Raw genomic sequence first — 21,174 nt, 5'->3', positions numbered from 1 at the left:
TACTTCATCGACACTATTCGCAGGTACCGGTTCTAAACTGCACCCCATACGAAGCACAGGACGAGCCGAAAAGGTTGGCCAACTTCCTTTATCGGTTTTGGTATTTAGCCGATAGAAACGCCATGCACGAACGCCAGGCCGCGCACGACGAACGCGAAGAACACCCATCCGTGTGGGCACTGCATGTCAACCAGACCGCCCAAGTTGTGCGCTACGTGATTACGGTGCCGCACCATGTGCCCCAGTTGCAGCAACTGCAAACCGGTGACGGGGTGATACTCACCTTGGCTGGTGTGGCGAGAACGGTTGGTCGCGTCTATCGCGTGCGTACCTTCGCAGATCGAACTGAGGTGTTCTTGAGTGCCCACCAAGCCCTACCAAGACCGGTGCCGATTACTCCACCAGACACGCTGGCCACCACCGGGGCAGCCCTGACTACCCCAGATGTAGCCACCGTTCGTGGTGTTTTTGACGCCATTGGTCTTGACACCATTGCAGACCTAGACACCATCGACGCCAACGACCCGCGTGACCAGGCCTATATCCGGTCATTGCTCACGTCCACATTGGCTGATGATCTGCTCGGCCCAGCGCTCGGTCCAACAGAAGAGGTGATCGGGGTACCTGTCCGTGAACGGTACCTGATCGGCAAACTTGCCCCACGTGACACCCGTCCCGACACTGACGTTATCCATTCAACCAATCCATCTGATGCCTCAGATAAAGACGATCCCCTTCATGATGAGGACACCACTACTCCACAATCCATACTGCCCTCATCAATGGGGCTGACCTTTGCGGTGCCAGCATCGGTAGATACCCTCACTGTTCAGGCCCAATGGGGGCACTATCGGCGTGTTGAATCGCAAGACTCAAGCGAACCTGCCAATGGTGATGCCTATCGGTGGGTGCGTGAACCTGCCGGTGGGAACGTTTCGATCACCCTCACCCCAGATACCCAGCTTGACCCTATCATTCCTGATGCCCGCTACGAGGATGTGCGCATCACCGGGGCCATTAGCCGCGTGCAGCCCAATGACTCCAAACTGGTTACGTTGTTCTTGGTCAATACCCACACCAAACCACATACCAACCAAGATGAAGCCTGGGTATTCCAACCGCACTTGCGGGTTACCAGCCCAACGAACGCCCCCATTTTCATTAGTCGCCCACCACAGCGTGACCTCACTAATGATGAAGAAGCACACAACCTCAACATGGTGTATCGCAACCGAGTTGAGTTTGCCGTTGGCCATGGCGTTAGCGTGCACGCCACCCTTGCGCCAACCAATCCCACCCAGGCCACCGCGCTTGAAACCACATTCTTACCTACCTTTGAAGTCCATGTCACGGAACCACCAGGGCTAGACAACACCGACCGGCCAGCCATGCGAACGATGACGCAGCTCAAGTTTTTTGACATGGCTCACTTGGCCGCGTTGGCCACACCGGCTAAACGTGATGCGCTGATTGATGGGCTGACCTATCTCGTTGATGACTATGACCGGTGGATTCAGGCCATGCGCGGCCGTATCGGGAACGACCTCATTGGCCATGACATGAGCGCGGCTGATGCATACACCCGTTGCCTTCGGGTGCGTGACCGGCTGCGGGCAGGCATCCAGGTACTCGCCACCGACGACAATGCCCTCAACGCATTCCGATTCACCAACGCGGCGATGGCGTCACAGCGTATCCAAAGCCAACTTGCGTTGAACACCCGACGTGGCACGCCGGTTGACCGTGACACAATCGACATCCCCAAGAACCGTTCATGGCGGCCATTCCAGCTGGCATTTGTACTGCTCTCCATTCCCAGTTTGGCCGACCCGACCCACCACGAACGCACCGGCGACGATGCCCACATGATCGCCGACCTGCTTTGGTTTCCTACCGGCGGGGGTAAAACCGAGGCTTACCTTGGTGTGGCGGCCTTCGCCATGGCGATACGCCGACTCCACCACAATCTTGGCGATGTAGATGGCAGTCGCGGCCTTGCCGTCATTATGCGGTACACGTTGCGCTTACTCACACTGCAACAGTTTCAGCGCGCCAGTGCCCTCATCTGCGCAATGGAAGTGCTCCGCCGTGATGACCCGAATACCTGGGGGCACACCCCGTTCACCATTGGGCTCTGGGTTGGCGGTTCAACCACACCCAACCGATTCAAACAAAGTAAACAATGGCTGGCTGCCAAACAAGCCAGACGAAAAGCAGGCAAAGGCTCACCAGCACAACTCACCGCCTGCCCCTGGTGTGGTTCGACAATCACCCCAACAACCGACTTCACGATTGATAGTGGTCACGAACGCACCTACATGTATTGCCCAGAACAGCATGGGCCGTGCCCCTTTGGGCGATCTGAACATAACTATCAGGGCTTACCTGTGCTGGTGGTAGATGAAGAGATCTACCATCACCCACCATCCATCTTGATCGCCACCGTTGATAAGTTTGCCCAAATGGCCTGGGCTGGCCAAGTTGCCACCCTCTTTGGCAATGCCCGCAAGTCATGTGAACGGCATGGGCTTGTATGGGAAGGGAATGGTTGTAACACCTATCACCATGCAACCAAAGACCTCCCTGAAGCGCAGGTTATGCCCATATCCCCCATTCGTCCACCCGACTTAATCATTCAAGATGAGTTCCACCTGATCAGCGGCCCCCTGGGCACCCTTGTCGGCCTGTATGAAACCGCGGTAGATGCCCTTTGTTCCTGGTCGCTTGACGGGCAGACGGTTCGCCCCAAAGTGGTTGCGTCTACCGCCACGGTGCGCAAGGCTGATGAACAAATCAGGCGTGTATTTGCCCGTGAAGTGACTATTTTCCCACCCAATGGCATTGATATTGAAGACAATTTCTTTGCCGTGCAACGGCCTACAACAGCCAAACCAGGACGGCTCTATCTGGGTATCTGCCCAATGGGTATCAGTCGGCCAGCGAGTCTCAGTCGTATGTACACCACCTTGTTGACCGCCGGTCAACACCTCTTAGATGCATTCGGCCCAGCCGCCGACCCGTACATGACGCTCGTTGGCTACTTCAACGCCCTCCGAGAGTTAGGGGCAACCAGCCGCCTTTGTAAAGACGATATATCCGCACGTGCTAAGCGTGTGACCAATGGGAGTACCGTACGGCCAGGGTTAGAACGACGATATGTAGACCGTGTCCGTGAGCTGACGTCTCGGATTGATAATGCTGACATTCCTAAGTATCTCGATCATCTCGAACAACCCTTCCTTGGTGAACACCCCAGCACAACAACGGAGACAAAGAAACCGATAGATGTGGTGCTCGCTACCAATATGTTGTCTGTGGGTGTTGACGTAAACCGTATCGGATTGATGGTGGTGAGTGGCCAACCAAAAACGGTGTCTGAATACATCCAGGCCACAAGCCGGGTTGGTCGTGCCTTCCCTGGGCTGGTGTGTACGGTGTTGAATTGGTCACGGCCACGTGATCTTTCACACTTTGAACGTTTTGAACATTTCCACCAATCCTTCTACAAACATGTGGAAGCCCAATCGGTAACCCCGTTTTCAACACGCGCATTAGACCGAGGGCTGACCGGGGTGTTGGTGAGTGGGTTACGCATGCGCCATCATGAACTAAACCACAACAACGATGCCCATGTACTCACCCATACTACGAAACCGTTGGCTGATGCGATGGCCGAGCTGATCACCAAACGTGCCCAGCGGATCAACGGTGAGCATGTGAGTGGACTGATTAAAACGATGCTTGATGCGCGAATTGAGACGTGGATCAACCGAGCGGAATCATCAAATAAGCACCTGGCATACAACAATGCGAAGGCTGGTCCTGAGTATGCCTTACTGGCCACCCCAGGTGTGGCTGCCTGGCAACCGTTCACCGTGCCCAATTCAATGCGAGAAGTCGAAGCCCCAATCACGTTAGTGATCAATACCGGCAACCCCATAAACCAAGAACCTGCATGGACATCCCAGGAAATCCAAGACAATGACGGCGCGTGAATATCTTACTAAAGCGGGCACGATTCGTACGAGTCAGTTGCTGTGGAACTATGGGCCAGGTGCGCTCATTGACCTTCCCAATTGGTCTGCGATCACGATGGGTCTTCACCATAGGATTGCACAGGGTGTTGACGGGTGGGATATGGCCTACGCCGAGCCCATTGAAGAACCACGCCTCCTTCATGCTGTGCGCCGTCGATTGGGTAGACAGGTTGAATCGCTTCGAATGCCCCCGTTTAAGGCAGACAACGATGGAAAAACACGGGACCAGATCCCCATCGGCGCACCAGTCGAACCGTTCCCACGCTGGGTGCGTTGTACCCGATGCAGTTTGCTCGCACCCATGGATGACCCGGCGATACGCCTGAAGCCTGGCAACGAAAAAGGCAACGAAATTCGTTTTGAGCATCATGATTGCTATAACGGTTGGCCCAGTGACGCTATTCCTGCCCGCCTCGTGTTGGCCTGTCGGAACGGGCATCTCGATGAGTTTCCCTGGCATTGGTATGCCCATCGGGGCCAATCCTCCTGTGAAGGCACACTCCGGCTCTACAGCGTTGGCTCGGCGATAGAGTCGGCAAACCTCATGGTTGAATGTTCGTGTGGTACGAAACGCCCCCTTGCCCACGCCTTAATGGGCAACGATACAACTACCTTGCCGGCCTGCCGAGGCCGTCATCCACACCTCAGCAGCTTTGAACCGTGCACCCAAAGCCCGACTGTACTCAGCTTAGGGTCCAGCAATCTCTGGTTCCCCGTCACCTTGTCGACCCTGGACATTCCCCTCCCAGACGATGCCCCTGAACAGCCGTTATCCCAACATGAGTTGAAGTGGCCAGAATGGCAAGTCCTCACCGGCGATGTTCCTGGCGATACTTGGCCACAGTTTCGCCTTGTCCCAACCAACGTACCAAAGGACCTCACCGTAGTGATCGACCAGGTGGCCCGTATCGAACGGTTGCGTGAAGTCAACACCCTCATTGGGTTTACACGCGTTGATGCCCCAGACGAAGACCTGCACACGATGCAAGCTAACGACTTGGTCACCTTAACGAGGGGTAACCCCACATGGGTTCCCGCTGGTGAAGTCTATGGTGAAGGGCTGTTTATTCGTTTCCGTGAATCAGCCATTCAAGACTGGGAACGTGCCGTTAGCGTGCAGCAACGGTTTGACACACTCTATCGAGGCCACCAGCAATGGCGGACAGCACGTAATCTTGCGCCCGGTTTGGGCATGCCCGATATGCGTTACGTGATGATCCATACCTTTGCCCATGTGCTTATTCGTGAACTGGCTTTGGAATGTGGCTATAGCGCAGCCAGTATCAAGGAACGGATTTATGCCAGCAGTGATGAGGCTGAACCCATGGCTGGCGTGTTGGTCTATACCGCAGCCAATGACACTGACGGCACCCTGGGTGGGCTCGTCGAACTGGGCACGCCTGCGCGTCTATCCCGCATCATCCAAAATGCCCTACAGCGGGCTTATGTGTGTTCATCTGACCCGTTATGCGCCGAACACCTTCCTGATGGTGATGGCACCGTCCATCTCGCCGCATGCCATGCGTGCACGTTCTTGGCAGAAACCTCTTGTGAACGCGGCAATAAATACCTTGACCGCAGTGTGCTTGTCCCGACGTTTGATGGCCTAGCCCAGGTGGCATTTTTCCCTGATCAGACCGCTAGACCACCGTCAACAGGTCAGTATCGCTGACGGTGGTGTCACATACCGTGTACGAGCGCTTACTGCTTAGGCGGTGGGGGAGGTGTGCCATCACCGAAGGGGGACCCACCTAAGGCTTCACGTCCGTGTGGCTCATTCCAGGTTGATAGGTCTGGCCCCATGGGTACAACCTGTGTGGGATTGATATCTGAGTGCGTGATGTAGTAGTGCTGCTTAATCTGCTCAAAGTCAATCGTGTCACCAAACCCAGGAGTTTGATACAGGTCTCGGGCATAGGCCCAGAGGTGTTCCATCTCGCTGAGCTTGTTGCGGTTGGCTTTGAAATGCCCGTGATACACCGGGTCAAAGCGAGCCAACGTAGTGAATAAACGCACATCGGCTTCCGTAATCGTGTCACCCATCAGATAGCGCTGCTTGGCGAGGCGTTCTTCAAGCCAGTCCATCGCTTCCCACAGGCGTACATAGGCGGCATCGTAGGCTTCCTGGCTCCCAGCAAAGCCACAGCGATACACCCCGTTATTCACCTCAGTAAAGATACGCTTGATAACCGGCCACATCTCCTCAAGCTTGTCTTCAGGGAGCAGGTCTGGCGCCCCTTCACGGTGGTAAGCCTTCCACTGCGTTGAAAAGTCCAGGGTAATTTGAGGGTAGTTATTCGTAACAACCATCCCCGATTCAATTTCAACGATGGCCGGCACGGTTATCCCACGCGGATAATCAGGGAACCGCTTTAAATAATTGTCTCGCAACCAGTGGGTACCCAGCACAGGATCAACCTCATTGGGGTCAAGATCAAAGGTCCAGGACTTCCAATCATGGGTTGGGCCTGGCTGGCCAAGGGAGATAACATCTTCAAGCCCCAATAGTCGACGAACAATCAGCGTACGGTTGGCCCATGGGCAGGCTGCCGCTGCAATTAAACGATAACGACCAGGTTCAACTGGCCAGGCTTGGGCACCTTCACTGAGCCCGAAACCGACATTGCCGATTTTGCTGGCCGGGGGAGGGGGAAGCAATTTCGTTGCTTCAACATCAGCGACAATCCGATCTTCGATGTAGTTCGTGTCGCGCTCGAAACTTCCGCCTTTGATGACATAAATGCCTTGTTCTTCACTCATCTTGCTAGCATACTCGGGTCAAAACCTTCGTTGGAATGTGGAGTTGCCTGCCACATCGCCCACTCCAGGAGTAGTTAATCACGGGGGTGAGGTGGCGATATTGCTATTCCCCTTAGGACGAGGAACACGTAAGCTAGTCCGACCCTACTCTCTCAGGATTTCGTGCATGCTTCTTGCCTTTATTGCGGTGATTATCGGGTTAGGCCTCTTGGTATGGAGTGCTGATGCCTTCGTTGATGGTGCGTCTGCGATTGCAACCCATCTGGGGATGCCACCACTGCTCATCGGTATGGTGATTGTTGGGTTTGGTACCAGTGCTCCAGAACTTGTGGTGTCAGTGCTGGCGGCAAGTCAACAGAATTCAGGTATTGCCATCGGGAATGCGTTTGGATCAAATATCGCCAATATCGGGCTTATCCTCGGCCTCACCGCATTAATCACCCCGATTGCCGTGAAGTCCTCAGTGTTACGTAAAGAGCTTCCCCTCCTGTTATTTACCTGTGCATTGGCTGGTTGGGTTTTTTGGAATGGTGATGTCACACGATGGCAGTCAGTGATCTTGCTCACCATCTTTGCGGTCATTATGGGCTGGTCGATATGGCAGGGGATCCATTCAGCAGATGACACCTTCGGTGAAGAATTAGATAAAGAAATGCAAGACCCGATGCCGTTGACGCTAGCGATCGTCTGGTTGGTCGTGGGGCTTGCGGTGCTTGTTGCCTCATCACGCATTATGGTCTGGGGGGCTGTCGAAATCGCCAAGGGATTTGGGGTCAGTGATCTCGTAATTGGCCTCACGATCGTTGCCGTAGGCACAAGCCTTCCCGAGCTTGCCAGTTCCTTGGCTGCCATTCGTAAACAAGCCCATGACATTGTGGTGGGCAATGTACTGGGATCAAATCTGTTTAACACATTGGCGGTTGTGGGTTTGGCGGGTTCTATCTCTCCACTCCAAGTTAGCCCTGAGGTATTAGTTCGTGATATCGGTGCGATGACGGTCCTCACCCTGACCCTCTTTATTTTTGGATATGGCTTTCGCGGCGCAGGTACCGGACGTATTAACCGGATTGAGGGCGCCATCCTCCTCTGCGCCTATGTGGCCTATACGAGTTACTTGATCATGACGACGCTGGCCCTTGTACCAATGACCCAGTAGGCGCCTCCCACTCCATCGGGGGCTGTGGATATAGGTGCAGGTTAGCGCCGCAGCCAGCGCACGAACTGGTCTCATGACCACTAGCTATTGCAACTCAAATGCAGTACCTATATGGTCGCAGCATGAAGGTATCTCCACGGCTAGTTCCCGTATTCGCGTTATCTCTTGTCCTCGCTGCATGCGCACAAACCCCAACATCTTCAGGGTCTGCATCAAGTGAGGCTTCTGAACCAGCGGCAAGTGAATCAACCGCAGCCGCTACCACCGACTCAACCGCGCAAGGCAAGGATTCCATCACACTTGCCCTTGGACACGAACATAGTGATTCGTTCAATCCGTTGGCCGGCTGGGCACAACACGGCTTTGCCAAGTTCTATGATGGACTGATTAGCCACAATGAAAAGCTCGAACCAGTTCCGGCGTTGGCATCCGAATTACCAACGGTCAGTGACGATGGGCTGACCGTGACTGCCAAGCTGCGTGATGGCGTGAAGTTCCATGATGGTTCCACCTTTGAAGCCGAAGACGTGGTTGCAACCTATAAAGCGATTCTCGATGAAAATGGGGCCAGTGAACTAACTGGAGAGTTCCCCATGCTTGAATCCGTAGAGGCACCGGATGACATGACGGTGGTCTTTAAACTCAAGCATCAATTCGCACCGTTTGTTCACTTGCTGGCGACATCCATTGTTCCATCGGAAATGGCTAAGCCAGGTACCCCGGTTACCGAGTTGGAGTTGAACACGAACCCCGTTGGTACAGGCCCGTACAAACTCGAAACCTTACGTGACAAACAAGATGCCACGCTTGTAGCCAACGAAGACTATTGGGGTACTGTGCCGTCTATTAAAACGGTGAACTTTGTTATTACCGAGAACGAGGCAAACCTAACCCAGCGGTTCAATACGGGTGAAATTGATGGGGCTGACCTCCCTCCACGTATTGCAGAACAAGTCACCAAATCAAACCCTGACCTTGAACTCCTTGATGTCCCTAGCGTGGACTACCGCATGATTTCACTGCCGATGGATAGCCCAGTCACTGGCGATTTGGATGTTCGCAAGGCAATGAACCTGGCCGTTAATCGCCAGGCGATGGTCGACTCTCTCCTTGCCGGCCATGGCACTCCAGCAAGCACGGCGTTCTCTCCGGCATGGTCGCCTTGGTATAACAAGGACACTGCGCCCGAATTTGATGTAGATCAGGCCAACAAGATTCTTGATGATGCGGGTTGGAGCAAGGGCAGCGACGGTATCCGTGAAAAGGGTGGCCAGAAGGCAACCTTTACGGTGATGTTCCCCCAAAACGATGAAGTCCGTCGTGACCTAGCCCTGGCATTTGCTCAGGATATGAAGGCGATTGGTATCGATGTCAAAACCGAAGGCACCGGCTGGGATGTAATTAAACCCCGCTTGTCCAAGGACGGTGCGGTCTTTGGTGGCGGTAATCCCTATGACCCTGACTTGCAGGTGTACCAACTCTTGCATTCCAAGCACGCTGGCGACGGGTGGAGCAACCCAGGACACTACAAGAATGCCAAGGTTGATGAGCTCCTCGATAAGGCACGCAATAGCACCGATCAGCGTGAACGTGAATCGGCTTACCAGGAGATTCAAACAGAACTGATGAATGACCCGAGCAGTATCTACTTGGTGTTCTTGAATCACACTTATGTTCAGCGTAAAGGGTTTGACGGGTATAAAGAGATGGTCGACCCCCACGCACACGGCGTAACCTCAGGGCCCTGGTGGAACCTTGAGGAATGGAAGGCTAATGAGTAGGCCACAACGGTTACTCAAGATGACCTGGCGGCGGCTCTTGGCCGCCGTCCCGGTCGTTATCGGGGTCTCGTTAGCCGTCTTTGCGCTTGCGGCGTTAAGCCCTATGGACCCACTGGAAGCCTATCTGGGGGCTTCTTACCAGACGGCCACACAAGGCCAATTAGATTCATTGCGCCAGAGTCTCAATCTTGATGCGCCCTGGTACATGGCGTGGTGGTATTGGGTACAGTCGTTGTTTCACGGGGATTGGGGCATGTCTCGGTCAGAAAGTCTGCCAGTCAGTCAAGTTATTTTGATGCGAGCCCCCTGGACCATCTTGCTTGGTGGGGTAGCCCTCCTCGTGTCATTTACGTTGGCTGGTATTGGTGCCGCGGTCACGGCAATCGCACCTCGGGGCATTATTGACCGGACACTGGTAAACCTCTCCCAGCTCATTGAAGGCACCCCGGTATATATTGTCGCGGTTGGTGCGATTGCCATCTTTGCCGTGCGCTTTCAAGTCCTTCCGGTTGGAGGAAACGCACCCATCGGCCAAACCCCAACCCTGGGTTCCGTTGCTATTCACCTGATTATGCCCGCTATCGTGCTCGGGATTGCGCAAACCCCCTGGTTGCATCTCCAACTGCGTGAAGGGTTGCGCAGGGCTATGGCTGAACCAAACATCCAAGGAGCCCGTATGCGCGGTATCCCCGAATCACAAGTGATTGTCAACCACGCATTACCCTATGCGGCACTTCCGGTAGTTGGCCTGTTAGCGTCGCGTATCCCCGAACTCATTACCGGTGCATTACTCGTTGAAACGGTCTTTGCCTGGCCAGGACTGGCAAGCGAAGTTGTGAGTGCTGCGGTTCAGCTCGATTTTCCACTCCTAGCGGCCATCACACTGGTCACCACCTTGCTCACGTTATTCGGTACCTGGCTGAGTGATGCCCTACTCATCAGTTTGGATCCAAGGGTGAATATTGATGGATAGCGCATTTAAACGGTTTATACGTGACCAGCGCTTCATCGTAGGCGCCCTGGTATTGCTCCTCCTCATCGGGTGGGCAATCACCTGGCCAATGATTAATCCATTTGATCCACTCACCGTGTCCTACGACCAGATCTCACTACCGCCTTCAGGTGAGCACTTGATGGGAACCGATCAACTTGGTCGTGATGTGATGGCCATGACAGCACGCGGCCTGCAAGTGTCGTTACTGTTAGCCACAACAGTTGCCATATCAAGCACGATTCTCGGTATGGGTATCGGGATTGCGATGGGTCTCTTTGGCGGTTTTGTTGACCGTATCGGGATGCGGCTCATTGACGCGTTCAATGCATTGCCACACCTCTTACTGTCTCTCGTCATCGTGGCCATGTTCCGCTCAGTCACGGCGTTAACCGTTGCAATTGCGGTGACGCACTGGACGAATACCGCCCGCCTCGTACGAGCAATGATTTCGTCCATTAGCAGCCGTCCTTATGTCACGGCAGCGGTACAGTCCGGGGCGACCATGACCTATATTGCGCTGCGTCACATGATTCCTACCGTAATGCCACAAGCCATTGTGGCCATTGTGCTCATGATGCCCCACGCCGTATGGCATGAAAGCGCGTTGAGTTTCTTGGGCTTGGGGATGCCCTTAGAAGTTCCCAGTATCGGCACCCTGCTCTCTGACGCGCGTCAAACGGTCATTCTTGGAACATGGTGGCAAGTCCTTGGCCCTGCCATCGTGTTGGTAGCAACCGTGCTCAGTGTGAGTGCCATTGGCCAGTCAGCCCGTGACCATCTTGCGAAGGTTCCTGGTGCTGAGGAGACGCTGCTATGACACGATTACGGTTTGATGATGTGAGCGTGGCCTTTGACGTGCGTCATCGGGGGAGCCTTGAACCGGTTCATGCCTTACGCCACCTAAGCCTGAGTCTTCCTGACGCAACCATCCTGGCTATCGTGGGTGAAAGCGGATCCGGCAAAAGCGTCATGGTTGCTGCCCTTACCCAAACGCTCACCCGGCGAGCAACCGTGGATGGCGCGATCTGGTACACCACGAACCCAGAAAACACACCGGTCAATTTATTGGCACTGCCAAGTACCCGCCTCCGGAGCGAGTTCTTGGGTCGTGAGATAGGCATTATGCCCCAGCAAGTGAGTGCACACTTAACCCCAACCAGAAGTATCGGTGCCCAATTTAAAGAAACGATTCGGGCAATCGGTGAGCCAGGTTCCACGCTTGAGAACGTTTTAGAAGATCTCTGTTTAAAATGTGATGTTGATCCTGGATGGATGAAACGGTTCCCACACGAGCTTAGTGGTGGCCAGGCCCAACGGGTTGGTCTTGCCCTGGCGCTGGTGGGTAATCCTGGTGTCCTTATCGCTGATGAACCAACCGCTGGTTTAGACCCAGATCGTGTGGATTCATTCCTAAATCTAATCCGACTCCAACGTGCCCAAGGACGGTCCTCACTGATCATCACCCATGATGTTGAGGCCGCTAAATCAGTAGCTGATCATGTTGGTGTATTGCTCAATGGTCATCTTGTTGAAGTTGGGCCAGTTGCTCAAGTCTTTGGTTCACCAGCCCATCCTTGGACCCAACAACTGTTAGCGGCCTTGCCTTCTGGTGGGTTACGGCCTGCTAATGGCCTTGCACTGGCTGAGGATACAACCCCGAATGGTGCAACCGTGGTTACCGATGGTGCAGGGAGCCCACGATGGTTACCTGACCCGTCTATCCCTGAATGGACTGTGCTAGGAGCACCCGATGCGTACTGATGAACCCGCAAGCGTTTTAGCCCTTGAGCACGTTTCCTTAGCCTACGGTAAGGAACAGGTGCTGAACGATTTTTCGTTGGCTATCGCCCGAGGTGAAACGGTCGGCATTGTAGGTCCATCTGGTGTTGGGAAAAGCACGGTAGGCAAGATTGCCTACTTGCACCTGGCCCCACAAGCCGGTGTCGTCAGCATAGATGGGGCCCCAGTTCAAGGGGTTGGTGGCAAGGTACCTATCGCCACGCGCCGACGGGTCGCCATGGTCTTTCAAGATCCACGCGCCAGCGTGGACCCACGATGGATATTGCGTGATGTTATTGCTGAACCCCTGGTATTGAGTACCCAACGTCCGTCACGTGAGCATTGTAGGCAAGAAAGTGAACGCATGGCAGAAGCCGTGGGCTTAGATAAGGGGGTATTGAACCGGCAATCCCATGAGGTGAGTGGCGGTCAGCTCCAACGTGTCTGTATTGCACGTGCACTCATCCAACATCCCGACTGGTTGATTTGTGATGAAGCTACCAGTGCCCTTGATGCGGTAACAACGGCCAGTCTCGTTCGTCTTATCCAAGCCCATCAAGCTGAACGGGGATTCGGGGTATTAACCATCAGCCACGATCGGCCCTTACTTGATATTTGGGCGGACCGAGTACTTGAATTAGACCCAATTAAATCCAACTAAAGCCAGGATTTTCCCAGATCAATCCTGAATTTCAGGGCAGCCATCTAACCTGTTTGATGCTGCTAATCCAACAGCCGATCGCCAAGCGCGAGGGTATCAATGCGGGTGGCAACTCCCGTGATGTGAGACAAGAACTCGCGTTGTGCCCCTTGTGTTGGGTCCTCTCGTGTGTCTTGGGCACCCGCAATGAGTAGACGGGCTGATGACTGGTCAGATTTCAATCGCAACACTCTCCCGAGGCGCTGGATCATTTGTCGTCGCGTTCGAAAGGCAGCCAGAACAATAGCAAGGGAGGCATCGGGGACATCAATCCCTTCGTCCAACACCCGTGGAGCAACCACCATCGGTACCGTGCCATTGGCAAAGGCGGCAAGCCGAGTACGGCGATCGTGTTCGCGTAATTCCCCGTGAATAGCCCAAGCCGTATGTCCGGCTTTGAGCATGAGCTGTACCACGTCGTTGGCCTGGTCAACGGTGTCGGTAAATACCAAGGTTCGGGGAATCTGTTGGCCCATTTCGCGTATGACTTGCTTCACCACATCGAGCTTGGCGGCACACCGTGCCGCAACGGCACGCCGTTGACTTAATGCTGCCAAGAACATTCGGGCAGCCACAACCTCACGATTTGCATGGCTATTAGGAACACCTTCAGCTTGGCCAGCAACGTGGGCAGCCTTGGCGATGAGATCCTTGGGATATTTAGGGAATCCGTGGGCGATCAGTTCTTTTCTTGCTTCACGCACCTTCTTGGAATACGCCGTATAGCTTGCCTGCTCTGCTTGGGTAAGTGGCACTCGGATAAGTCCCACAGAAAAGGGAGCAATGACATGGTCATTTGCGGCATCAGCAAAGGTGTAACTATAAATGACCGGCCCAAAATACGGGCCGAGGACCGTGGATACACCATCGTCATTACGTTCATATGTTGCCGTGAGGGCTAACCGCATGTGAAAGCGATCCTTTAGTGCATTGGCCCAGGTGGGTGCCCCATAGCGGTGGGCTTCATCAGCAATGAGTAACCCGAGTGGACCAGGGTCAAGGGGTAGATCTGCCGCAGAGTGTGGGGTGGCGATCAGAATCTGAACCTGGTCAAAATCATCTGTTTGTCCACCACCGAGCCGCCCTACTTGAACGTTGGGAATATGCGTTCGGACCTCACGGAGCCATTGACGCTGTAACTCCAATGTGGGTACAAGCACAAGAACTCGACCCCCTTGATGGATACAGACACGCGATGCAGCAATAGCCAATCGGGTTTTACCAGCTCCCGTAACAGCTTCAACCACCCCACGGCAATCATGGGAAACCCATGCGGCAAACGCATCAATCTGCCAGTCACGGAGGGTTAACCCATCAAGGGGCGTTGGACGCTGCATTGCAGATACGCTAGGTGCATCGACACACTTGGCACCCCACTTTTTATTCTTTCTGATATTCGCACGGCGATTATCCGGCATGCCGTTGCAACGCAACCAAACGAAGGGTGTGGCCTACTAGGTGATGATGGGGATAGCGACACCATTACACGACACGTCATCGTCCCCAGTGCCGATCCATCGCCGGTGCGCTTCACGATGGAACCATACGCACAACTCAATGCCCATCACCAGATCGAGCAACACGGTGGTCGGTGGCGAGCCATCTGGCATTCACACCCAACATCTGCGGCATACCCATCACCCACGGATCGGGCCCAATCACTGAACTGGGCGGGCATCGTTGCCATCATTGTGTCCTTAGCCCAACCGGAGCCGGTTATTCGCGCATTTTCGATTATCGGGGGTCGAGAAGTTGTCGAACACCCCCTCAGATGGGTGCAACATCCTCTACCATGACGAGATGACTGTTTCTCGACCAGTAGGCATATTCGATTCTGGAGTTGGCGGCCTTACCGTTGCACGATCGATTATTGATCTCCTGCCCGGTGAATCAATCCGCTATGTCGGTGACACCGCACGCTGCCCGTATGGGCCGCGACCATTTGATGAGGTTCGAGGCTTTGCAACAGAAATTGTTGACTGGCTACATGGTCAAGACGTCAAACTCGTCATCGCCGCCTGTAACACAGCCACCGCAGCTGCAGTCGTCAACGATCCCGTTCCATTTCCTGTCAAGGTAATCGGCGTCATTGAACCCAGTGTTCGCGCCGCCCTCGCCCGCACCCACACGGGCTCTATCGGTGTCATCGGTACTGAAGGCACCATCAACTCCGGTGTGTATGAACGGTTGTTGCACGACATGGCCGGTGAGCGACCCCTAACTGTAACTAGCCAAGCCAGTCCAGAGTTCGTGACCTTTGCCGAACAAGGGCGTACCAACGATGCCGAGGTCCTATCTGTTGCCCGCAATGTTCTTGCTCCGCTCATTGCGGCACAGGTGGATACCTTGATTCTGGGATGTACGCACTATCCCCTCCTCACCGGCATGATCGGGCATGTCATGGGTCCAGATGTTGCGCTCATCTCTAGTGCTGAAATGACCGCTCGTGCCGTGTTTTCCTACATGGTGACCCATGACCTCCTCGCCCCTGAACACACCGATGTGCAACGTGCGTTTTATACAACTGGTGATACCGGTTCATTTATTTCCCTAGCCCAACGGTTCCTCGGCCCTCGCATCAACCGGGCCGATGTTGACCATATGACAACTCAGGAGAGGGCATAGCATGGATATTTTGTTAGCGACCACCAACCCGGGTAAATTGCGCGAGTTCGCCGCCTTATTAGAGGGCCTCCCGTTTACCGTTAAAAACCCTGCAGACGTTGGTATCAGTGTTGAGGTTGATGAAACCGGTGACACATTTGAAGCCAATGCAACGCAAAAAGCTCTGGCTTGGGCCAAAGGGAGCAACATGGTGTGCGTTGCAGACGATAGTGGGTTATGTGTTGATGCCCTTGACGGGGCGCCAGGGGTGTATTCAGCACGCTGGGCAGCGATGCACAACGTTCACGGTGGAGATACGGACACCATGAACCGTGAATTGGTCGTCAACCAGCTCGCCAACCATACCAATCGTGCGGCTCGCTATGTCTGTGTTGCTGCGATTGCCTGGCCGGATGGAAGGGTACAAACTGCGCGCGGGGAACTTGAAGGCACCATTATTGATGATCCTCGCGGAACAAATGGCTTTGGCTACGATCCCGTCTTCGTGCCACAAGGGTATGACCGAACGGCTGCTGAACTTGATGCTGAGGAGAAAAATGCCATTAGCCATCGAGGGAACGCGCTGGCTGACCTTAAAACGCTGTTACTGTCCCTAGCTGACGATTAACTAGCAGGGGCGCTGTCTTCAGGCTCATCTTCAAAATAGGAAACAAGGGTCCACAACACTTCACCTGCGGTGATATGGGGGTGCGCCGCAAGCTGATGTACCGCCACATCAGGCTCCAGCAAGTCGAGAATAGCCGCCAGGGTGTCGTCATGGTCGGTACTGGTCTCAAGGTAATAGTCGATCAACCCATGGACGAGCCGAGTTTCCCAACCGGGATAGGTAAGGGCATGGTCTATGGTGGTCATGGGTCGCCTCCTTTCTTGAACCAAGTTGGTGTGCACTGCCCCCTTAGGTACGGCGAGGACAAGCCCTGTCTTAGGAGGTCACGGCGAGCAATCCAATCTTTGACCCTTCCTTTGCTAGGATTCGGCCATGAGCGTGACAAACGAATTGCTGCTAACCGGACTCACCTTGTTGGACCATACCAAGCAAGTGTTTGGGCACGTCCACATCGTGGGTGATCGCATCGGCGCTATCTATGCTGACGGTGACGACCTCCCCAACGTTAATCGCACGATAGATCTCACCGGATTGACGGTGACACCAGGGCTTGTTGATATTCAAGTACATTTTCGAGAACCTGGCGGAGAGGGGAGTGAAACGATCCGTTCAGGTACCGATGCCGCGGTTGCTGGTGGGATGACTGCTGTGGTCACCATGCCCAATACCAATCCTGCGGTTGATTCGGTTGAGGTGGTTCGTGATATCCAGTCGATTGCAGCGAAGGAGGCCCATCGGCTTGACATTGTGATGAGTGGCTGTCTCACCGTTGGCCGTCAAGGTGCCAAAAATGTGGATTATGCGGCCTTATACGAGGCGGGGGTCCGTCTCTTCACTGATGATGGTGACGCGGTGATGGATGCGGCACTCATGCGCAACGCCTTACAGGCATCGACCCAATTACCAGGAATGGTGGTAGCCCAACATTGTGAGGACGCAAACCTTGTGGCCGGTGGAGTGCTCACAGAAGGGCCAGTCGCTGATCAACTGGGGGTGGCTGGGCGGCCAGGTGTTGCTGAAACCATCATCGTTGCCCGAGATATTGAATTGGCCCGTGATACCAGAGGGCGCTATCACGTGTTACACCTTTCCACCGGAGCTTCATTGGCGCTTGTTCGTCAAGCGAAAGCGGATGGGCTTGCCGTGAGTTGTGAGGTGACACCCCAGCATCTCGTACTCACCGCCTACGATGTTCCTCGGTTGGGCACGAGTGGTCGAATGAACCCGCCATTGCGAACCGCAAGTGATGTTCAGGCACTTCGAGAGGGGTTAAAAGCCCAGGTCATTGATGCGATTGCCACTGACCATGCGCCCCACGCACCGGCATTGAAAGCCAAACCGCTTGACCAGGCACCACCGGGCATGTTGGGTGTTGAAACCTCGTGGCAGGTTGCGTGGACCCACCTTGTTCTGCCAGGCATTATTAGCCCTTGTCAACTGGTGTGGGCGATGAGTACACGGCCAGCGATGATTGCCGGGTTACATCGACATGGGCAGCCCATCGTTCCTGGCAGTGTGGCGAATCTAACGGTCATTGACCTAGCGGCCACCCAAATGATTAGCAATGAAAGTATTCGAAGTCAAAGCCGCAACAGCCCTTGGTTGGGTGACGTCTTTTACTCCAAGGTCGAAATGACTCTAAAGGACGGTGCCATGGTGAACGACAACTGATTGTAGCGGAGCGTAATGTTCCAATACAAATAGTAGTCAACATGGGTCCAGGACCCGCTACCTGGGGAGATTCGATGGGTACGGCAGCTCGCATGGAAGCGGCAACACTCTTAAAACAGTATGTAGAACACGGACGTCGCACCAAGGATGAAGTCCAACAAGTTGTTAACCACATGCGAGCCCAAGTTCGCAATGATGTACCGCTCAAGTCCCGTCCTTGGTTAAGTGTCAGTCTCCCTGGCTCAATGATTAATGCGTGCGACCAAAACGTTGTATTTGGCGTGATGCGTCGGGTATTAAACGACGAAACCATTCGTGAAATCGCGAAGATACATCCTGAAGTTTGGATTGATGGGCGCTGGTACCCATCCGACTCATCTGGCGTTCACCTTGTACTCGTTGGCCGAATCACGATTCAAAATGCCGATGGCATTGACCCACGGGTCATTAAACTCCTTGATGTTGATGCAGATGAAGCCACGATCGCAGGTCAACGAAGTGACGATGACGCCCCCAAGTTTGTGCGTATGAGCTGGCGGATGCCCCGCTCCTAGCCATCAAGATTGGTCTGGTGTAAGAACGCATCTTCACTTCCTACACCTGCCCAATACCACTAGACAAAGCATACGCTTAATGAATGCCCCGAGGCTTTTACGCTTCGGGGCATTCCCAATGGGTGCAGTCATCGCGTGCATCTAAAGTTACTCAGGTTATTTGGCGCCCATAAATCTAGATAAGGTTGCGAAGTCAGCCAGTGTTCGCCGGTACCTACCCGGTGTGAAGGATGGTCATGGCCAACGGGTCTGGATCCTCATGGCTGGGGTGTTGTGATGATGTGTTGCTCTTTTTCAAGAGCAATCTGAGTAAAAGGAAACGCGATGCGTCTATCTCGTACTGTTGTAACCAACCTTCTGGCAATGATGGCTGTTGGCCTGGCTATGGGAATGGTGAGCCAACCTTCCACCGCATTGGAATATCCGCCACCTGGTGTGGATAAACAAGACCACTATGTTGGTGTCCCTCGGTTGTGGCCGGCTGATTTGATCACCTACGCGACGGGGCAACCCAATGATTATGATCTGGTACCGCTGCTCGCTGAAGACGATAAGCCACTCAGCTACTTGAGGTTTAAGTTTGTTGACCCGGTTCCTGCCGGTACAACGATCATCTGGCATGAACGAAACTGGTACTTACGGGTACCGGTCACAAATCCCTACCCCTGGTCCAACGTGCACTTCATTGTGTATGACCGTGATGGTAAGTGGTCACGCTCAGGCATGATTCTCCACATCAAACCAAACCCCGATGCCGGGCCAACACCTCCCGAACCATCGACACCGCCAGCGCCCCAACCTCAGCCAGATCCGAGCACTACGCCCACACCGCCTCCGGCTCCCGGACCCACGAACAACCCCACACCACCTTCCCCTGAAAGCGGTCCACGGGTAACCGTGACTGGTGGCACTTTCCCAGCTGGACAGCGCAACACGATCCCAGTCACCATTACACCCCCGGCGGGGACCAGTCTGAAACACGCCCTGTGGTACGGCCATGATGGGTTTGCACTCGACCATGTGGAAGGGGAGCGCTGGGAAGTGATTATTACGCCCGAGGCGAAGCCTGGTATGTACAAGTTCGCCATTGAAGGGGTTGACTCGAACGACCAAACCGGTGCCAAGACCACCTTTGTCATCACCCTGACCTAGGCAAACAGGTCCAACCCCCCATAACTACTGCGAATCGTTCACAGTTTCTGTGTGGGATACTGCCCTGTGATGGGGCATCGCTCTATTCTGGTTCTGGTGCACAGCATGTGTGCACCAGTCTGACCTATCGAAAAGAGAATGATGCTTCATCATCTGGAACCGCTGCCGCCAGATCCGCTTCTAGGTTTAACAGACCGGTTCAATTCAGATACCCGTGATACGAAGGTTGATCTTGGGGTTGGCATGTATCAAAACGAGGCAGGGGAAGTGCCCGTTATGCGTGCCATTCGTAAGGCCGAACATCGTGTCTTAGACTCCCTCACCTCACTGGCCTATGTCGGTGCACCTGGGGTGAAAGCATTTGTAACGCATGCACCCACACTCGTACTGGGTAATACCGTTTCGCCAGATCGTGTGGCATGCCTTCAAACCATTGCTGGTACCGGGGCGTTGTATCTCATTATGGCCTTGGTTAAACGGGCCTCCCCCGATGCAACGCTTTGGTTACCAAACCCGACGTGGCCAAACCATCACCAAATTGCCGAACAAACTGGCCTGTCGGTGAAGACCTATCCGTACTATGACCGTGCAACCCATTGGGTAACCCTTGAGGCTGCAATGGAGGCGTTGGCTGATGCAGGCCCTAATGATGTCGTCCTTTTCCACGCCTGCTGTCACAACCCAACCGGTGGTGACCCGACGGTTCAACAGTGGGAACAGCTTGCAGACCTTGCCAATAATCAAGGTTTCCAGGTGCTGATGGATACCGCGTATTTGGGTTTAGGTGACGGCCTGGTTGAGGATGCGCGAAGCATTCAGATTATGGCCAATAAACTGCCAGAGCTATTTGTCGCGCTGAGTGCATCTAAGTCCTTTGGGATTTACCGAGAACGAGTTGGTGCCGCGATTGTGGTTACCAGGGATACGGCCATACGAGACATTGCACAAAGCCAAATGACCCAGATCGCACGCTCGACCTATTCCTTGGCCCCTGCCCATGGCGGTGCTGTCGTCGGCACGGTACTCGCCGATGATGCGCTCTATCAAGAGTGGGCCGACGAAATTGAAGAAATGGGTGCTCGCTTACGTGCCTTACGCAACGGGCTTGCTGATCGCCTCGCAAACCTGACCGGTAGCGACCGGTTTGACTTTATTCGCCATGAGAAAGGGATGTTCTCATTTTTGGGTATTAGTGCCGCGCAAGTTGATCAATTGATTGACCAATTTGGGGTCTATGCCGTCTCATCGAGCCGCATCAATATCGGTGGGCTTCGTGAGGCAAATCTTGACTATGTAGCCAACGCGATCGCACAGGTGATTGCTGACTAGGCGGCCCCTCGCACCGCCAGGGGCCACGC

At 54.3% G+C, this 21,174-nt stretch carries 18 protein-coding genes; 15 read left to right on the top strand and 3 right to left on the bottom strand.

What is annotated here, in order from left to right; all coding sequences use genetic code 11:
- Positions 1–122: 122 nt before the first annotated feature.
- Positions 123–3,995, top strand: a complete 3,873-nt coding sequence (gene drmA / locus VCU37_RS00450) for a DISARM system helicase DrmA (RefSeq protein ID WP_336248664.1) — start codon at positions 123–125, stop codon at positions 3,993–3,995.
- Complete coding sequence (locus tag VCU37_RS00445; protein WP_336248663.1) at positions 3,982–5,709, top strand: DUF1998 domain-containing protein; 1,728 nt, start codon at positions 3,982–3,984, stop codon at positions 5,707–5,709. Before drmA ends, VCU37_RS00445 begins: the two co-directional genes overlap by 14 nt.
- Before the next feature lie 29 nt (positions 5,710–5,738).
- Here the strand turns inward: VCU37_RS00445 and VCU37_RS00440 are convergent, their stop codons facing one another.
- Entirely contained in the window at positions 5,739–6,797 is a 1,059-nt protein-coding gene (locus tag VCU37_RS00440; protein WP_336248662.1) for a glutathione S-transferase family protein, read from the bottom strand.
- Between the two features lie 166 nt (positions 6,798–6,963).
- Here VCU37_RS00440 and VCU37_RS00435 point away from each other — a divergent pair, with 166 nt between their 5' ends.
- The 6 genes from VCU37_RS00435 to VCU37_RS00410 all read left to right on the top strand — a co-directional run bounded on the left by VCU37_RS00435 (position 6,964) and on the right by VCU37_RS00410 (position 13,168).
- Positions 6,964–7,953 (top strand): calcium/sodium antiporter, encoded by a 990-nt coding sequence (locus tag VCU37_RS00435; protein ID WP_336248661.1) that lies wholly within the window; start codon positions 6,964–6,966, stop codon positions 7,951–7,953.
- A gap of 122 nt (positions 7,954–8,075) precedes the next feature.
- Positions 8,076–9,734 carry an ABC transporter substrate-binding protein gene (locus tag VCU37_RS00430; protein ID WP_336248660.1) on the top strand — a complete coding sequence of 553 codons (1,659 nt, stop codon included), beginning with the start codon at positions 8,076–8,078 and terminating at the stop codon, positions 9,732–9,734.
- Positions 9,727–10,707, top strand: a complete 981-nt coding sequence (locus VCU37_RS00425; RefSeq protein WP_336248659.1) for an ABC transporter permease — start codon at positions 9,727–9,729, stop codon at positions 10,705–10,707. Before VCU37_RS00430 ends, VCU37_RS00425 begins: the two co-directional genes overlap by 8 nt.
- A complete protein-coding gene (locus VCU37_RS00420) occupies positions 10,700–11,545 on the top strand; it encodes an ABC transporter permease (protein WP_336248658.1) in 846 nt (281 codons plus the stop codon). Before VCU37_RS00425 ends, VCU37_RS00420 begins: the two co-directional genes overlap by 8 nt.
- Positions 11,542–12,489, top strand: a complete 948-nt coding sequence (locus VCU37_RS00415; RefSeq protein WP_336248657.1) for an ATP-binding cassette domain-containing protein — start codon at positions 11,542–11,544, stop codon at positions 12,487–12,489. The genes VCU37_RS00420 and VCU37_RS00415 overlap by 4 nt, the downstream gene beginning before the upstream one ends.
- Positions 12,479–13,168: an ABC transporter ATP-binding protein gene (locus VCU37_RS00410; protein WP_336248656.1), complete on the top strand. Its 690-nt coding sequence runs from the start codon at positions 12,479–12,481 to the stop codon at positions 13,166–13,168. Before VCU37_RS00415 ends, VCU37_RS00410 begins: the two co-directional genes overlap by 11 nt.
- Before the next feature lie 62 nt (positions 13,169–13,230).
- On the opposite strand, the gene VCU37_RS00405 is transcribed toward VCU37_RS00410, so the two are convergent.
- Complete coding sequence (locus tag VCU37_RS00405; RefSeq protein ID WP_336248655.1) at positions 13,231–14,544, bottom strand: DEAD/DEAH box helicase; 1,314 nt, start codon at positions 14,542–14,544, stop codon at positions 13,231–13,233.
- On the opposite strand from VCU37_RS00405, the gene VCU37_RS00400 reads away from it, so the two are divergent.
- Genes VCU37_RS00400 through rdgB form a run of 3 tightly spaced genes read left to right on the top strand, consistent with a single transcriptional unit; the run spans position 14,521 to position 16,439 of the window.
- Complete coding sequence (locus tag VCU37_RS00400) at positions 14,521–15,003, top strand: M67 family metallopeptidase (protein WP_336249529.1); 483 nt, start codon at positions 14,521–14,523, stop codon at positions 15,001–15,003. The genes VCU37_RS00405 and VCU37_RS00400 overlap by 24 nt on opposite strands.
- 4 nt (positions 15,004–15,007) lie before the next feature.
- The gene (gene murI, locus VCU37_RS00395; RefSeq protein WP_336248654.1) at positions 15,008–15,832 is read left to right on the top strand and encodes a glutamate racemase; all 825 of its coding nucleotides are present in this window, start codon (positions 15,008–15,010) and stop codon (positions 15,830–15,832) included.
- Position 15,833: 1 nt separating this feature from the next.
- The gene (gene rdgB, locus VCU37_RS00390) at positions 15,834–16,439 is read left to right on the top strand and encodes an RdgB/HAM1 family non-canonical purine NTP pyrophosphatase (protein ID WP_336248653.1); all 606 of its coding nucleotides are present in this window, start codon (positions 15,834–15,836) and stop codon (positions 16,437–16,439) included.
- Here rdgB and VCU37_RS00385 read toward each other — a convergent pair.
- Complete coding sequence (locus tag VCU37_RS00385) at positions 16,436–16,684, bottom strand: hypothetical protein (RefSeq protein ID WP_336248652.1); 249 nt, start codon at positions 16,682–16,684, stop codon at positions 16,436–16,438. The genes rdgB and VCU37_RS00385 overlap by 4 nt on opposite strands.
- A 127-nt stretch (positions 16,685–16,811) precedes the next feature.
- On the opposite strand from VCU37_RS00385, the gene VCU37_RS00380 reads away from it, so the two are divergent.
- The 4 genes from VCU37_RS00380 to VCU37_RS00365 all read left to right on the top strand — a co-directional run bounded on the left by VCU37_RS00380 (position 16,812) and on the right by VCU37_RS00365 (position 21,145).
- Positions 16,812–18,110 carry a dihydroorotase gene (locus VCU37_RS00380; protein ID WP_336248651.1) on the top strand — a complete coding sequence of 433 codons (1,299 nt, stop codon included), beginning with the start codon at positions 16,812–16,814 and terminating at the stop codon, positions 18,108–18,110.
- A gap of 41 nt (positions 18,111–18,151) precedes the next feature.
- Complete coding sequence (locus VCU37_RS00375) at positions 18,152–18,664, top strand: hypothetical protein (protein ID WP_336248650.1); 513 nt, start codon at positions 18,152–18,154, stop codon at positions 18,662–18,664.
- A gap of 324 nt (positions 18,665–18,988) precedes the next feature.
- A complete protein-coding gene (locus VCU37_RS00370; RefSeq protein WP_336248649.1) occupies positions 18,989–19,816 on the top strand; it encodes a hypothetical protein in 828 nt (275 codons plus the stop codon).
- Positions 19,817–19,954: 138 nt separating this feature from the next.
- Complete coding sequence (locus VCU37_RS00365; RefSeq protein ID WP_336248648.1) at positions 19,955–21,145, top strand: amino acid aminotransferase; 1,191 nt, start codon at positions 19,955–19,957, stop codon at positions 21,143–21,145.
- The last annotated feature ends 29 nt before the right edge of the window (positions 21,146–21,174 follow it).

The sequence above is a fragment of the Stomatohabitans albus genome (assembly GCF_036336025.1).
In the GTDB taxonomy this organism is placed as follows: domain Bacteria; phylum Actinomycetota; class Nitriliruptoria; order Euzebyales; family Euzebyaceae; genus Stomatohabitans; species Stomatohabitans albus.
This window is presented reverse-complemented; position numbering and strand designations above follow the sequence as displayed.